Below are 14894 nucleotides of genomic sequence, written 5' to 3' on the forward strand. Positions count from 1 at the left end.
CCCGGCCCGACTCAGGCCCGAGCGTGGTCGGCACCCCTGCCCTTCGGCCGCGGCAGCGCGAGCTTGATCTCCTCCCGCAGCTCCTGGATCTTCGGGTAGCCGGAGTACTCGGCCGTGAGCCGGTACATCTGACGCAGCCGGTCCCAGGTGCGATGGGAGGAGTTGGACCCCATCGACACCAGGGCCAGGCGCGCGTACCGGTCGGCCTGTTCGGGGTCGTCCGCGATGAAGCAGGCCGACGCCATCGACAGGTAGTCGAAGATCTTCGACCGCTGCCGGCCGTCGACCCGCAGGGCGAGAGCCTTCTCCGCGTAGTGCTGGGCATGCGCCGCCGCGGCCGGCTCGAACTCGGCGAGCGTGCGGTAGGCCAGTGCCTGCATGCCGTACAGGTCCTCCTCCTTGAAGGTCTGCATCCAGTCCGGCGGCGGGACATCGGCCTTGTCGGAGACGAACAGGTCCTCCGCCCGTCCGAGCGTGCGGCGCATCGCCTGGCCCTTGCCCATCGAGGCCTGGGCCCACGCCTCGACGGTGTAGAGCATCGCCCGGGTGCGGGGCAGCACCTCGTCACCTGAACCGCTCGTGGCGAGCTTCATCAGGTGCAGGGCGTCGTCCGGCCTGCCCAGGTGCACCATCTGGCGGGCCGCGCGGGACAGTGCCTCGCCCGCGCGGGGCCGGTCCCCGCCCTCTCTGGCCGCGTGTGCGGCGATGACGAAGTACTTCTGGGCCGTGGGCTCCAGGCCGACGTCGTGCGACATCCAGCCCGCGAGGACGGCGAGGTTGGCGGCAACGCCCCAAAGGCGCCGCTGGAGGTGGGACGGGTGACGGTAGGCGAGCATGCCGCCCACCTCGTTGAGCTGACCCACCACGGCCTTGCGCTGGAGCCCGCCGCCGCGGGCCGCGTCCCAGGCGCGGAACACCTCGACCGAGCGCTCCAGTTCCTCGATCTCCTGCGACCCGATGGGGGCGGCCTCGTAGCGGTCGAACCCAGCGGGGTCGGCGTGCAGGGGATGGTCGAGGTCGGGGGCGTCGGCAGCCAGGGAAGGGTCGGTGTGCAGCCAGTCGTACATGGCGCTGCTGAGTGCGGATCCCGCGGCGAGCGCGGCGCCCGCGCCCACCAAGCCGCGTCGGTTGAGCATGAGGTCCATTCCCGTGAATTCGGTGAGGACCGCAGCCGTCCGCTCGGGCGCCCACGGCACGCCGTCGGGAGCATCCGCGCCCCCGCCGCCCTGCCGTTTCCCCGCACGCCCGTGCCGGACCAGACCGAGGTCCTCGATGGTCACGACACGGCCGAGACGCTCGGTGAACAGAGCCGCCAGCACCCGCGGCACCGGATCGCGCGGGATCTCTCCCGTGTCGATCCACCGCCGCACCCGGGAGGTGTCGGTCGACAGCTGGGGATGGCCCATGGCCGCCGCCTGCCGGTTGACCAGCCTCGCGAGTTCGCCCTTGGACCAGCCGGCCAGGCCGAACAGGTCCGCGAGCCGGGTGTTGGGTTGTCCGCTCACGTCAAGCCCCCAGGTTCTCGGCTGAGTTGACAGTAGCCCGGGGAGACTTGCCGGGCGACTATTCGCCAGGGTTCGCCAGGGTTCGCCAGATGGTGTGCCACCGGCCATCCGGTGTCAGGTAGGAACGCGCCACCCCGACCCGGTCGCCAGGGACACTCCCCAGGGTTCTCCCGGGCATCCGGGCCGGGTGGTGCGCTGTCGTCGCAGGCACACGAAGGGATCTGTTTCGCCCATGTACACAGCATCGTCCTCCGTGTCCGCACCGCCCCGGTCGCTGCACCCGCGTCCCACGGACAGCGGCCCCTACCTCGCCCCCGCGCGGTCGGCGGCCCCCGTGCCCGGTGCGGGCCGGGCTCGGCGCGGCGCGGTCCTCGGCACCCAACCGCTCAGCGGGAGACTCGACTTGTCCGGCCCCCAGGGCGCGCAGCTGCGCACGGCGATCGCCTCCGTGCACCGCATCTGCCCGGAGTTCGCCCCGGTGCAGGTGCTGCGCCGCAACGGACGGTCCGTGCTCCTGGTCGGCACGACCGGTCGCAGCACGGCTGTCGCCAAGTGTTTACTGGACCACTCGCCCGCCTGGTCGGAGCGGATCCGCCACGAGATAGCGGCATACCGCTCGTTCGTCCGGCACCGCCCACCCGTGCGGGCGCCGAGACTGATCGCGGCGGATCCGGACAACTGCACGCTGGTGATCGAGCGGATGCCGGGCCGGGTGGCGGCGCTCCAGCGGCACCCGGCGGAGGCACCGCCCCGGGCCGACATCAGAGCGGCACTCGGCGCGATCTGCCGGCTGAACGCCTGGCGGCCGCCCGCGGGTACGTTCGACGCCCCGCTCGACTACGCGGCCCGGATCTCCCGGTACCACGAGCTGGGCCTGCTCACCGACCGGGACCTGGGTGACCTGCAGAAACTTCTGCACGGGATCGCGCAGGCCTCGGGGCGGCAGGGCATGGGCCAGTTCTGCCACGGCGACGCACTGCTGTCGAACATTCTCCTGTCACCGGCCGGTCCAGTGCTGGTGGATTGGGAGCACGCGGGCTGGTACCTGCCGGGATACGACCTGGCGACCCTGTGGTCGGTGCTCGGGGACGCACCGGTCGCTCGTCGTCAGATCAGCCAGATCGCGCAGTCGGGGGGACCCGCGTCCAGGGATGCCTTCCTGGTGAACCTGATGCTGGTGCTGACCCGTGAGATCCGGACCTACGAGACGGCCGTGCAACGTTCGATGCACGATCCGGCCCCGGCGGCACCGGGCACGGCCCACCCGGGTGCTGCGCCGACCGGCGAGGAGCAGAGGCTGCTGCTGCGGCGGCTGCACGACGACTGCCAGTTGGCCCGGCGCGCCGTGCGCGCGGCGGTCGGCACTCGCTGACGGGGACGAAGGGGCCGCTGTACACCTGACCCGGTGTACAGCGGCCCCTTCGTGTGCGGAAGTTCGGCTCAGCCCTGCTGGAAGAGTTCCGCGGGCAGCGGTTTGAGGAGGGCGTAGAGGTCGTCCGTGATGGGGCGGTCCCAGGCGGCGATGGTCACGAGGACGTTGTCGCTGCGGTCGAACTGCACGCAGGAGATCCGGCTCTCGGACAGCTTGACGCGGCGCACGATCAGAAGGTTGTCGCCCTGCATCACCGGTACGTCCTCGGTGCTGACGACGGTGACCTCCTCGTCGTTCTCCAGGGCCAGCAGCAGCTGGGCCACCTCGAAGGGGACCTCCCCCTCGGGGACCTCACGGGCCGGGGAGCCCTCCGGCAGATTGCCGATGATCATCGCGGGGCCGCGGCCGCCGAACAGGTCGTAGCGCAGGAAGACGCCCTGGCAGGTGCCGTCCGGCGCGGGCAGCAGTCCCGCACCGAGGTTGCCGGGCCAGTCGCCCGGGTCCATGGCCAGTACGTCGAAGTCGGGCCCGGCGGGAGTGGCGCTGCGGCGGCGGAGGAACGACATGTCGCCCATGGTACGTGCCCCGGCCTGCGACGTGCGGGGCGGGCGGCGGACCGGGTGGCCTGGTTGTCGCCCTGCGCCGGGAGCGGTGTCGGACCACTCGGGCGGATCCCGGCCGGTCTAGGCCGTCGTCTTGTGCCGCTGGTGGTGGCGGGCCACGCGGGCCCGGTTGCCGCAGGAGGGCTTGCACCACTCCTGGCGCGGGTGCTCCTTGAGGAAGTACCGCACGCAGCGCGGCGCGTGGCAGGCCCGCAGCCGGTCGCGGTCGGGGCTCGCGAGGAACGCGATCACGGCGTGCGCGAGGGAGGCGGTCAGGTCGTCACCGGCACCGACGGACCTTCGGTGGACGACCGGGACGGCACCCTCGGGCCAGTCGAGGGCCGGCACGGTGGGGGTGCGGGCGGCCGTCTCGTTCAGGTGCCGCACCGCTTCCGGCAGGGGCATGAGGCGGGCCGCGTCCGCGGGGCTCGGCTCGCCGGGGCGCACGGCGCGGGCGAACAGCGCACGGGCGGCGGCCCGCAGCTCGCGGACGGCGGTGAGCTGCGCGGCGTCGGCGGTGAATCCGGCAGCGTGACGGTCGCCGTCGTCGGGCTGCGGCGCCGCGCCCTGGTCGTCGGCTCGGCTGCGGGCACCGGCCGGCAGGGCTTCGGGGTGGGCCCGGACCCACTCGGTCAGGCCTGCCGGGTCGGTCAGGTCGTCGGCGACGCCGCCGTTGCCGTCGTGGCGGATGGTGAGGGCCAGGTCGAGGGCGAGCCGTGCGTCCCTGCTGATCGGTTCCCGCATGCGGCTAATGATAGGCCCGATCGTATCCATTACGGCGGGGTCAGTCCTCCGAGGGTGACGGCGGCACCACGGCGACCGGGCTCACGGCGTGCAGCAGGAGGGCGTGGGTGACCGAGCCCATCATGCGGACGGGTGAGAGCAGAAGCCGTCGGTGGCGGCCCACGACGACGGGGTCGGCGTCCCGGGAGGCGACGACGAGGTGACCCGCGGCGTTCCTCCTGGGCTCCGTCTTCGACCAGGCCGAGGAGCCGCGCCCGCCGCCGGGACCACCTCGAGCGCGACTCCCGGGTGCCGCTCGCGGTACGGGGCGAGGACGCGGGTCTCGTTCTCGGACGTCCTGGTCGACGATCGGGCCGTCGCCCGAACTGCCGACCGCCGCGACGACGCACAGGGTGCTCACGGGTTCCTCACCTCCGGGACCCGGCCGTCCCCTCCCGGGCCGGCCTGACTCAGGCGGTGGCTCCGGGAAGACGCCTCCGGTCGCGTGTCCGGAAATGCGGACGTAAACACCCCCGGATCGGCCGTCGGGTCCCGGTCCTCCGGAACGCCGCACCCCGTCCTCAGGTGAGGTCGAACTCCCCCTCCCGCGCTCCCGACACGAACGCGCCCCACTCGGCGGGCGTGAAGATCAGCGAGGGGCTCTCCGGGCGGGCACTGTTGCGCATGGCGATGAAGCCCTCCACGAAGGCGATCTGGACATCCCCCCGCCCTCGGCTGCTGGACTGCCACTGTGCGTCTGTGAGGTCAAGCTCCGGCTTGTCCCAGCCTGTGAGCGGGCGCTGCTGGGTGGTGGTCTCGGCCACGTCCGTGCTCCTCCCGGTTCGTCGTCCGCGGCCAGCCTAGCGATCGTGTCCCACCGCCGACAGGGCACGTGAGGACGACCTTTCAGGAGTCCGGGGGACGGTCGCCCACGAGCCACATCGAGAAGAACTGCGATCCGCCGCCGTAGGCGTGTCCGAGGACCCTGCGAGCCCCGTCCACCTGGTGTTCCCCGGCCTGCCCCCGCACCTGGAGCGCCGCTTCCGCGAAGCGGATCATGCCGGAGGCGCCGATGGGATTGGCGGACAGCACACCGCCCGACATGTTGACGGGCAGGTCCCCGTCCAGTTCGGTCACGCCCGCCTCGGTGAGCTTCCAGCCCTCGCCCTCGCCGGCGAAGCCGAGGTTCTCCAGCCACATGGGCTCGTACCAGGAGAACGGCACGTAGATCTCGGCGCCGTCGATCTCGCGGCGGGGGTCGGTGATCCCGGCCTGCCGGTAGACGTCGGCGGCGCAGTCCCGCCCGGCCCGCGGGGAGACGAAGTCCTTGCCGGCGAAGAGGGTCGGTTCGCTGCGCATCGCGCCGCCGAGCATCCAGGCGGGCGGCAGCGGCGCCCGGGCGGCTCCGGCGCGGTCGGTGAGGATCATGGCGCAGGCACCGTCGGAGGAGGGGCAGGTCTCCGAGTAGCGGACCGGGTCCCACAGCATGGGCGAGGCCATGACCCTGTCGAGGGTGATGTCGTGCTCGTGCAGGTGGGCGTAGGGGTTCTTCAGCGCGTTGCGGCGGTCCTTGTAGGCGACCAGGGCCCCGATCGTCTCGGGGGCGCCGCTGCGGCGCATGTAGGCACGGATGTGCGGCGCGAAGAAGCCGCCGGCCCCGGCCAGCAGGGGCTGCTGGAAGGGGATGGGCAGGGACAGGCCCCACATGGCGTTCGACTCGGACTGCTTCTCGAAGGCGAGGGTGAGGACCGTGCCGTGGACGCGGGCGGCGACGAGGTTCGCCGCGACGAGCGCGGTGGAGCCGCCCACGGAGCCGGCGGTGTGCACGCGGAGCATGGGCTTGCCGACGGCGCCGAGGGCGTCGGCGAGGTAGAGCTCCGGCATCATGACGCCCTCGAAGAAGTCGGGCGCCTTGCCGATGACGACGGCGTCGATGTCGGCCCAGGTCAACTCGGCGTCCTGGAGGGCGCGTTGCGCCGCCTCCCGGACCAGTCCCGCGAGGGACACGTCCCGGCGTGCCGCGACGTGCCTGGTCTGGCCGATGCCGACGACGGCCACGGGCTCCTTGCTCATCGGGGTTCCCCTTCGAGTACGGCGACCAGGTTCTGCTGGAGGCAGGGGCCGGAGGTGGCGTGGGCGAGCGCGCGGTCGGACGCGCCGCGGTGGATGCGGGCGGCGGCCTCGCCGATGCGGATGAGGCCGGCGGCCATGATCGGGTGGGCGGCGAGCGCCCCGCCGGAGGGGTTCACGTCCACGTCGTCGCCCAGCCGGAGGGCCTTGCGCAGGACGATCTCCTGCGCGGTGAAGGGCGCGTGCAGTTCGGCGGTGTCGACGGGCCGCTCGAAGGCTCCGGCCCGCTCGGCGGCCAGGCGGGTCGAGGGCGAGTCGGTCAGGTCGCGCACGCCCAGGGCGTGGGCCTCGATGCGGTGGTCGATGCCGCGGATCCAGGCGGGGCGCGCACACAGGTCCCTGGCCCGGTCGCCCGCCGCGAGGATCACGGCGGCGGCGCCGTCGCCGATGGGCGGACAGTCGCCGGTGCGCAGGGGCTGTACGAGGTAGTCCCCCTGCGGCGCGGGGCCGCGCAGCTGTGCGTACGGGTTGGCGCGCGCCGCCTCACGGTTGCGCGAGGCGACGGCGGCGAGGGCGGGCTCGTCGGCGTCACCGGTGTCGATGAGGGCCTGCGCCTGGAGGGCGGCGAGGGCCACGGAGTCGGGCCACAGAGGGGCCACGTAGTACGGATCGAGCTGGCGGGTCAGGACGTCGCGGACCGGGCCGGGCGAGGACTTGCCGTACGAGTAGACCAAAGCGGTGTCGGCGTCGCCGGTGAGGAGTTTCGTCCAGGCCTCGTACAGGGCCCAGGCGCCGTCCATCTCGACGTGCGACTCGGAGATCGGCGGCCAGGCTCCGACGCCGTCGAGGGCGAGGGTGAAGGAGAAGGCGCGGCCTGCGAGGTAGTCACTGGAGCCGGAACAGGTGAAGTCGATGTCGGCGGTCTTCAGACCGGTCCGGTCGAGCACCTCGTGCAGCACCGGCATCAGCATCTCCACCTCGGAGAGCTCGTCGCTGGTACGCCGGTGGCCGGTCTGGGCGAAGGCGACGACGGCGATCTCGCGGTCCCGGGGTGCGCTCGTCACAGCAGCTCCTTGTAGGTGTCGTAGTCCGCGTCGGGTTCGCCGGTGGGCCGGTAGTGGTCGGGGTAGCGGGCGCCCTCGCTCCACACGGGTTCGACGCGCAGGCCCATGCGGACCTCGTCGTAGGGGATGCCGCCGATCCGGCCGTGCAGCGCGAGGTCGGCGCCGTCGAGGGCGATGTGGGCGTAGACGTACGGCACCTCGATGTCGAGGTTCCTCGCTTTGATGTTGACGATGCAGAACGTGGTCACGGTGCCGCGGGGACCCACCTCGACCTGCTCGGATGTGGAGACCCCACAGGTGGGGCACGCCCCCCTCGGTGGGACGTACACCTTGCGGCAGGACGGGCAGCGCTCGCCGACGGTCCGCCGGCCGGAGAGGGCGTTGATGTAGGCGGTCTGGGCGCGGCCGGGCGAGTAGGTGTAGTCGAGGCGGGCCTCGGCGACGATGCCGGTGACGGGGTCCTCGAACTCGCCCGCGTGGGCCGTGACGGTGGAGACCTCTCCGTCGTACGGCTCGAAGCAGGCGATGTCCGTGATGGCACCGGCGCGTTCCTCGGCCCAGCGGACTCGGACGCGCATGCCGGTGTGGACGACGTCGGGGCCGGGGGCGTCGAGGGCGTGCAGGAGGGCGGTGTCGGCGCCGTCGAGTTGGACCAGGACCCAGGCGAAGGGCGTGTCCAGGGGTTGGCCACGGCGGGGTTGGTGGTTCCAGGCCCAGGTGGTGACGGTGCCCGTGAGACCGACGTGGACGAGGTCGCGGATCTCCTCGGCGGTGACGGGGTCGTACTCGACGGGCGGGACCAGGGTACGGCCGTCGCGGGTCTTCACCCCGAGGATCACCCGCTCCCGCAGACCGGTCAGGAAGGCACTCTGAACGGGCCCCAGGGAGCGGGTGAAGGGAAATTCGACGACAAGCGGCGCCTTGAGAACTGCGGACATCGAGGGCCTGCCTCCTTCGAAATCGGCGTGCACGGGGCGCGCCCCTCAGGGGCGCGGGGAACTGCGCGCTCAGCCACCGACGGCCCGCGGCTCTGAACCGGCCAGAGCCGGCGCAGCGCTAGGCGCGCTTGTAGACGGGCGGTCGCTTCTCCGCGAAGGCGCGGGCGCCCTCCTTGGCGTCGGCGGTGTCGAAGACGGGCCAGCCGCGAGTGAGTTCGGCGGCGAGGCCGTCGGTCTCGGTCATCTCGGCGGTCTCGTAGACGGATGCCTTGACGGCCTCGACGGCCAGTGGGCCGCAGGCATTGATCTGTCCGGCGATCTCCAGCGCCCTGCTCAGCGCCGTGCCGTCGGGGACGACATGGCCGACCAGGCCGATGCCGGCGGCCTCCCGGGCGCTGTACGGGCGGCCGGTGAGGAGCATCTCCAGGGCGTGGGTGCGCGGGATCTGGCGTTGCAGCCGGACGGTGGAGCCGCCGATGGGGAACAGGCCGCGCTTCACCTCGAACAGGCCGAAGGTGGCGGACTCGGCGGCGACGCGGATGTCGGTGCCCTGAAGCATCTCGGTACCGCCGGCGACGCAGTACCCCTCGACGGCGGCGATCACCGGCTTGCGCGGACGGTGATGGCGCAGCATCGCCTTCCAGTGCAGGTCGGGGTCGGCCTTGAGCCGGTCCCGGTACTCCTCTCCGGCCATACCGTTCCCGGCGAGGGCCTTGAGGTCCATGCCGGAGCAGAACGAGCCGCCCGCGCCGGTGAGGACGATCGAGCGGACCGAGTCGTCCGCGTCGGCCTCCAGCCACCCGTCGTGGAGGCCGACGAGCATCGGCAGTGAGAGCGCGTTCCTGGCTTGCGGCCGGTTGAGCGTGAGCACCAGTGTGGCGCCTTCGCGCTGCACGGTGAGGTGTTCCGTCCCACCCATGGCGAACTCCCCTCTCGTGGAACGAGAACAGGTTGCAGTAGGGCGGGAAGCACTTCAAGGGTTTTCTGACAGACAGTCAGATTCTTTCGCGCGGACCCTTCACACTTGGACCGCCCTTTGCTCTGATGACCGCGAACCGTCCGATGCCAGGCACGCCCGGGGTCAGGAGGAGCGGTGGAGTACAACCTTGCCGACCTGTTCGAGTCGGTCGTCGACGTCGTCCCCGGCCGTGAGGCGCTGGTGTACGCCGACCATCCCGGCACGGGCGCGGAGCGCCGCCTGACGTACGCCGAGCTGGACGCCGCGGCCAACCGTGTCGGCCACCATCTGCTCGACAGCGGGATACGCCCCGGTGAACACCTCGGGCTCCACCTCTACAACGGCGTGGAGTACCTGCAGACGGTACTGGGGTGCCTGAAGGCACGGATCGTGCCGGTCAACGTCAACTACCGCTATGTGGAAGAGGAGTTGGTCTACCTCTATCGCGACGCGGACCTGGTGGCGCTGGTCTTCGACGCCGAGTTCACGGACCGGGTGGCGGCGGCACGGCCGCGGGCGGAGAAGCTGCGGCATCTGATCCGGGTGGGCGCTCCGGCGCCGGGGGCGGCAGTGGTGCCCTGTGTGGAGTTCGCACAGGTGGAGGCCACCGGGTCGCCCGAGCGCGGTTTCCCGGCCCGTTCGGCCGACGACCAGTTCATCATCTACACCGGGGGCACGACCGGGATGCCCAAGGGCGTGATGTGGCGGCAGGAGGATCTGTTCTTCGCGGGTCTCGGCGGGGGCGCCCCGACCGGGGAGCCGGTGAAGAAACCGGAGGAACTCGCCGAGCGGGTCGCGGCCGGCGGTGCGGGGATCACGTTCTTCCCGACGCCTCCGCTGATGCACGGCACCTCCACCCTCACGGCGTTCATCGGCTTCAACTTCGGGCAACGGGTGGTGATCCACCGCAAGTTCGTGCCCGAGGAGGTGCTGCGGACCGTGGAGAAGGAGAAGGTCAGCAGCATCTCGCTGGTGGGGGACGCCATGCTGCGGCCGCTGATCGACGCACTGAGCGGCCCGCTGCGGGACATCGACCGCTCGTCGCTGTTCAGCGTGTCGTCGTCCGGAGCGATCATGTCGGACACGGTGCGGCGGCAGTTCCGGGAGCTGGTGCCGAACGCCATGCTGCTGAACAACTTCGGTTCGTCGGAGTCGGGCTTCAACGGGACGGCGACCGAGGACTCCGGCCCGGAGCGGGGCTTCCGGGTGCGGGTCAACGCCCGTACCCAGGTGGTCGACCCTGGCACGTACGCCCCGGTGGCGCCCGGCGAAGTGGGCAGGATCGCCCAGTGCGGACATGTGCCGCTCGGCTACTACAACGACCCGGTCAAGACCGCAGCGACCTTCTTCGTCAGGGACGGCGAGCGGTGGGTGCTGCTCGGCGACATGGCCACCGTCGACGAGGAGGGCGTGGTCACCGTCCTGGGCCGCGGCTCGCAGTGCATCAACACCGGCGGCGAGAAGGTGTACCCGGAGGAGGTCGAGCAGGCCCTCAAGTCCCATCCGGACGTCTACGACGCACTGGTGGCCGGGGTGCCGGACCCTCAGTGGGGCCACCATGTCGCGGCGGTGGTGCAACTGCGCGCGGGCGCGGCGCGGCCGTCACTGGAGGACATCCGGGCCCATTGCCGCGACCGGCTCGCCGGTTACAAGATCCCTCGCCAGCTGGTGATCACCGAGTCGATCCGGCGGTCGCCGAGCGGCAAGGCGGACTACCGGTGGGCGCGGGAGGTGGCGGTCTCGGGGGACGGGTGATTCTGCGGCCCGGACATTGAACCTAAGGTGACGTGCGGACGTACTGGTGGTGGCAGGCAGGCCCACCCGGGCTCTGTTCGGCATGCCATCGCAAGACCGCACGGAAGGACCACCGGGTGTCGCTCTTCACTCGCTCCCGTCAGCTTTCGGACGACACGGCCGAGGGCGGGACGAAACCCGATGAAGAGACCGGCACGGCGGACCCTGCGGAGGCCGACGGCGGGGCGGAACCCGATGACGACAGCGGCACGTCGGATGCAGCGGAGGCCGACGGCGGGACGAAACCCGATGAAGAGACCGGCACGGCGGACCCTGCGGAGGCCGACGGCGGGGCGGAACCCGATGACGACAGCGGCACGTCGGGTGCAGCGGAGGCCGACGGCGGGACGAAACCCGATGTAGACAGCGGCACGGCGGATCCGGCGGACGGCACCGCGGCCGACGACGCCCCCGAGAACGCCACCCCGGCACAGGAGCCCCCTTCCGGGCGGCCCCCGACGACGAAGCCCGGCTGGTTCGGCTGGCGGCACCGCCACCCCGGTGCGGCACGAGGCGTCTCCATCGGTACGACGGTGCTGGCCGGCGCCCTGGTGCTGTTCGCACTGCTGGTGCCGAACCGCGTCGAGCGCATCGAGTTCGCGTCGTTCGTCCGCATTCCCGCCGAGGGCGTACTGCTCGCGGGCCTGCTGCTCGCTCTGCCGCCGAAGCCCCGCCGGATCACGTCGGTGGTCGCGGGAGCGTTCCTCGGGCTGCTCACGGTCCTGAAGTTCGTCGACATGGGCTTCTACCAGATCCTGGCCCGGCCGTTCGACCTGGTCCTGGACTGGATCCTGATCGAGAACGGCACGGACTTCCTGAGGGAGACGTTCGGGCGCACCGGCCAGGTGCTGGCCGTGGCCGGGGTGATCGTCCTGCTCGTCGCGCTGCTCGTCCTCACGACCCTCGCGGTGGTGCGGCTGACGAACCTGATGGTCCGGCACCGGCCCGCGGCCGGCCGCACGGTCCTGATCCTCGGCACGGCGTGGATCACCTGCATGACCCTGGGTGTGCAGATCGGCACCGTGCCGGTCGCCACCAAGGGCAACGCCGAGTTCGTGGGCAACCGGGTGGACCAGGTGCGCGCGGGGCTGCGGGACGCCCGGGTCTTCGACAAGCAGGCCTCGGTGGACGCCTTCGCGAAGACGCCGCCCGACCAGTTGCTCACGGGGCTGCGCGGCAAGGACGTCCTGTTCACGTTCATCGAGAGTTACGGCAGGGTCGCGATCGACGACCCGGCGATGGCGCAGCAGACCGACGCCGTGCTCAAAGAGGGAACCGGCAGGCTGAAGGCGGCCGGTTTCGAGTCGCGCAGCGGCTGGCTGCAGTCGCCGGTGACGGGCGCGGGCAGCTGGCTCGCCCACTCGACGTTCCTGTCCGGACTGTGGATCAAGAACCAGCAGCGGTACCGCAGTCTGACCACGAGCGATCGCATGACACTGACGAAGTACTTCGGGAAGACGGGTGCCTGGCGGACCGTCGGCATCGTGCCAGGTGTGCGCCGGGCCTGGCCGGAGGGGAAGTTCTTCGGCCTGGACCACATCTACGACTCCGAGCACCTCGGCTACCACGGCCCGTACTTCAGCTGGACGCCCGTGCCCGACCAGTTCAGCATGGAGGCCTTCCAGCGGCTGGAGCACGGCAAGAAGGACCGCGAGCCGATCATGGCGGAGATCATTCTGGCCTCCAGCCACAACCCCTGGTCCCCCATCGCCCACATGATCGACTGGGAGGACCTCGGCGACGGCTCGGTCTTCCACCGGATCAAGAAGGAGGGCACCGACCCCACGGAGGTCTGGAAGGACCCGGAGAAGGTACGCGCCGAGTACCGCAAGGCCATCGAGTACTCGATCCGCAGCCTGACCGAGTGGGTCGAGCGCTACGGTGACGACGACACGGTGCTGGTCTTCCTCGGCGACCACCAGCCGGTGCCGACGGTCCTCGCCGGGGACACCGGCAAGGACGTGCCGGTGACGATCGTCGCCCACGACAAGAAGGTTCTGGACCGGGTCGCCGACTGGGGCTGGACGGACGGCCTCAAGCCGGCCGCGAACGCGCCCCGGTGGGGCATGGACGCGTTCCGCGACCGCTTCATGACGGCGTACGGCCCGCAGGGCTGAGGACCAGGGCAGCGCAGGCGCGCTGCCGGCAGCAGGGTGCGGCGCGGGTCAGGAGAGGAAAGTGGCCACGCGCCGCGTGAACCGGTCCGGCACAACCGGGTTCTCCCGTCTGCGGGCGCGCTATCCGCTCCCGAGGTCGTTCCTCAGCTCCCGTTTGAGGATCTTCCCGCTGGCGTTGCGCGGGAGTTCGGCCACGAACACCACCCGTTTCGGCGCCTTGAAGGGGGCGATTCTCTCGCGGACGTGGTCGATCAGTTCCGCCTCCGAGACCTCGCCGCGCGGGACGACGACGGCCGTCACCGCCTCGATCCAGCGCTCGTCCGGCAGGCCCACGACCGCCGCCTCGGCGACGCCGGGGTGGGTGTACAGCGCGTCCTCGACCTGCCGCGAGGCGATGACGACACCACCGGAGTTGATGACGTCCTTCACCCGGTCGACGATCGTGTAGTAGCCGTGCGCGTCGCGCACCACGAGGTCGCCGGAGCGGAACCAGCCGTCGCGGAAGGCCGCGGCGGTCTCCTCGGGCTTGTCCCAGTAGCCCTCGCACAGTTGGGGGGAACGGTAGACGATCTCGCCGGGGGTGCCGTCGGGTACGTCCTCGCCGTCCTCGTCGACCACACGCGCGTCGACGAACAGGACGGGCCTGCCACAGGAGTCCATACGGCCCTTGTGCTCGTCGGGCGCGAGGACCATGGCCAGCGGGCCGATCTCGCTCTGGCCGAAGCAGTTGTAGAAGGCCAGGCCCGGCAGGCGCTCCCGGAGCCGTTCCAGTACCGGGACCGGCATGATCGACGCACCGTAGTACGCCTTGTGCAGGCCGCTCAGATCGCGGGTGGCGAAGTCGGGGCGGCCGGACAGGGCGATCCAGACGGTGGGCGGTGCGAACAGGCTGTCCACGCGGCCCGCCTCGATCAGGTCGAAGAGCCGGTCGCCGTCGGGTGCGTCGAGGATGATGTTCGTCGCGCCGACGGCGAGGTAGGGCAACAGGAAGACGTGCATCTGCGCCGAGTGGTACAGCGGCAGGGAGTGCCCGGGGCGGTCACCCGCACTGAGGTCGAGAGCGGTGATCGCGCTCAAGTACTCGTGCACCAGGGCCCGGTGCGTCATCATCGCGCCCTTGGGCAGGGCGGTCGTCCCCGAGGTGTAGAGCAGTTGCACGAGGTCCTCGGCGCGCGGCTCGGGGCCGTCGTGGACGGGTGCCTCGGGCAGCCGTGCGAGCAGCGAGTCGTCGGCGTCGCGCAGCGGCAAGGTCCGTACCCCGCTCGGCAGTCGCTCCGCCAGGTCCGGGTCGGTGAGGACCAGGGCGCTGCCGGACTGGCCGACGATGTAGGCGAGGTCGTCGCCGGTCAGGTTCTGGTTGACGGGTACGTGCACCAGACCCGCCCGGGCGCAGGCCAGGAAGGCGATCAGATAGGCGTCGGAGTTGTGGCCGTAGGCGCCGACCCGGTCCCCGGGGGCCAGGCCTTGGCCGATCAGGACGCTTGCCGCGCGGGAGACGGCTGTGTCGAGCTCGTCGTACGTCCAGGTCCGTTCGCCGTACTCCACCGCGACGCGCGCCGGTGTGCGCCGGGCGCTGCGCCGCAGGACTCCGTCGACCGTGCTGCTTTGTCCGGGCGTCGTCATGACACATGATCCTCGGTCGACCGCCCGAGGAGGTCAAGGACCCCGGGCAGGCCGGGAGCCGGGGGCGGTGATCGGCCACGAGCAACCCGGCCGCCGTCGACGGCGTCCGGTGTCATGAAAACCGACGG

At 71.4% G+C, this 14894-nt stretch carries 12 protein-coding genes and 1 pseudogene; 3 read left to right on the top strand and 10 right to left on the bottom strand.

The annotated features are described in order from the left end of the window. Positions 1-11: 11 nt before the first annotated feature. Positions 12-1505, bottom strand: coding sequence for a DNA-binding protein NsdB (locus ACZ7EG_RS34935; RefSeq protein ID WP_471088054.1), 1494 nt, complete (start codon positions 1503-1505; stop codon positions 12-14). A 232-nt stretch (positions 1506-1737) separates the two neighbouring features. Between ACZ7EG_RS34935 and ACZ7EG_RS34940 the strand changes: the two genes are divergently transcribed. Next, positions 1738-2877: an aminoglycoside phosphotransferase family protein gene (locus ACZ7EG_RS34940; RefSeq protein WP_471088056.1), complete on the top strand. Its 1140-nt coding sequence runs from the start codon at positions 1738-1740 to the stop codon at positions 2875-2877. A 68-nt stretch (positions 2878-2945) separates the two neighbouring features. On the opposite strand, the gene ACZ7EG_RS34945 is transcribed toward ACZ7EG_RS34940, so the two are convergent. From ACZ7EG_RS34945 to ACZ7EG_RS34980, 8 genes and pseudogenes are all read right to left on the bottom strand, one after another. Further along, complete coding sequence (locus ACZ7EG_RS34945) at positions 2946-3443, bottom strand: glycosyltransferase family protein (RefSeq protein ID WP_062931252.1); 498 nt, start codon at positions 3441-3443, stop codon at positions 2946-2948. 117 nt (positions 3444-3560) lie between these two features. Further along, the gene (locus ACZ7EG_RS34950) at positions 3561-4223 is read right to left on the bottom strand and encodes a CGNR zinc finger domain-containing protein (RefSeq protein ID WP_471088058.1); all 663 of its coding nucleotides are present in this window, start codon (positions 4221-4223) and stop codon (positions 3561-3563) included. 40 nt (positions 4224-4263) lie between these two features. Continuing rightward, a pseudogene (locus ACZ7EG_RS34955) lies at positions 4264-4575 on the bottom strand (universal stress protein); the annotation flags it as partial. Positions 4576-4783: 208 nt separating this feature from the next. Continuing rightward, on the bottom strand, positions 4784-5026 hold the full coding sequence (locus tag ACZ7EG_RS34960) for a DUF397 domain-containing protein (protein ID WP_104786506.1): 243 nt from the start codon (positions 5024-5026) through the stop codon (positions 4784-4786). Positions 5027-5108: 82 nt separating this feature from the next. Beyond that, positions 5109-6275, bottom strand: coding sequence for a thiolase domain-containing protein (locus tag ACZ7EG_RS34965; protein WP_471088060.1), 1167 nt, complete (start codon positions 6273-6275; stop codon positions 5109-5111). Then, entirely contained in the window at positions 6272-7336 is a 1065-nt protein-coding gene (locus tag ACZ7EG_RS34970; protein WP_471088062.1) for a thiolase domain-containing protein, read from the bottom strand. The genes ACZ7EG_RS34965 and ACZ7EG_RS34970 overlap by 4 nt, the downstream gene beginning before the upstream one ends. Then, entirely contained in the window at positions 7333-8274 is a 942-nt protein-coding gene (locus tag ACZ7EG_RS34975; protein ID WP_471088064.1) for a Zn-ribbon domain-containing OB-fold protein, read from the bottom strand. The genes ACZ7EG_RS34970 and ACZ7EG_RS34975 overlap by 4 nt, the downstream gene beginning before the upstream one ends. Before the next feature lie 118 nt (positions 8275-8392). Then, positions 8393-9193: a crotonase/enoyl-CoA hydratase family protein gene (locus ACZ7EG_RS34980; RefSeq protein ID WP_471088066.1), complete on the bottom strand. Its 801-nt coding sequence runs from the start codon at positions 9191-9193 to the stop codon at positions 8393-8395. 174 nt (positions 9194-9367) lie between these two features. Between ACZ7EG_RS34980 and ACZ7EG_RS34985 the strand changes: the two genes are divergently transcribed. Further along, a complete protein-coding gene (locus ACZ7EG_RS34985) occupies positions 9368-10987 on the top strand; it encodes an acyl-CoA synthetase (RefSeq protein ID WP_471088068.1) in 1620 nt (539 codons plus the stop codon). Between the two features lie 116 nt (positions 10988-11103). Next, entirely contained in the window at positions 11104-13143 is a 2040-nt protein-coding gene (locus ACZ7EG_RS34990) for an alkaline phosphatase family protein (protein WP_471088070.1), read from the top strand. Positions 13144-13263: 120 nt separating this feature from the next. Here the strand turns inward: ACZ7EG_RS34990 and ACZ7EG_RS34995 are convergent, their stop codons facing one another. Beyond that, positions 13264-14766 (bottom strand): acyl-CoA synthetase, encoded by a 1503-nt coding sequence (locus tag ACZ7EG_RS34995; RefSeq protein WP_471088072.1) that lies wholly within the window; start codon positions 14764-14766, stop codon positions 13264-13266. Positions 14767-14894: the final 128 nt, after the last annotated feature.

It is taken from the genome of Streptomyces sp. NPDC037100 (genome assembly GCF_055606225.1).

Excerpts from the sequence above, each read along its gene's own strand:
- ACZ7EG_RS34940 (WP_471088056.1), top strand. The coding sequence starts at position 1,738 with ATGTACACAGCATCGTCCTCCGTGTCCGCACCGCCCCGGTCGCTGCAC.
- ACZ7EG_RS34980 (WP_471088066.1), bottom strand. The coding sequence starts at position 9,193 with ATGGGTGGGACGGAACACCTCACCGTGCAGCGCGAAGGCGCCACACTG.
- ACZ7EG_RS34975 (WP_471088064.1), bottom strand. The coding sequence starts at position 8,274 with ATGTCCGCAGTTCTCAAGGCGCCGCTTGTCGTCGAATTTCCCTTCACC.
- ACZ7EG_RS34965 (WP_471088060.1), bottom strand. The coding sequence starts at position 6,275 with ATGAGCAAGGAGCCCGTGGCCGTCGTCGGCATCGGCCAGACCAGGCAC.
- ACZ7EG_RS34945 (WP_062931252.1), bottom strand. The coding sequence starts at position 3,443 with ATGTCGTTCCTCCGCCGCCGCAGCGCCACTCCCGCCGGGCCCGACTTC.
- ACZ7EG_RS34995 (WP_471088072.1), bottom strand. The coding sequence starts at position 14,766 with ATGACGACGCCCGGACAAAGCAGCACGGTCGACGGAGTCCTGCGGCGC.
- ACZ7EG_RS34950 (WP_471088058.1), bottom strand. The coding sequence starts at position 4,223 with ATGCGGGAACCGATCAGCAGGGACGCACGGCTCGCCCTCGACCTGGCC.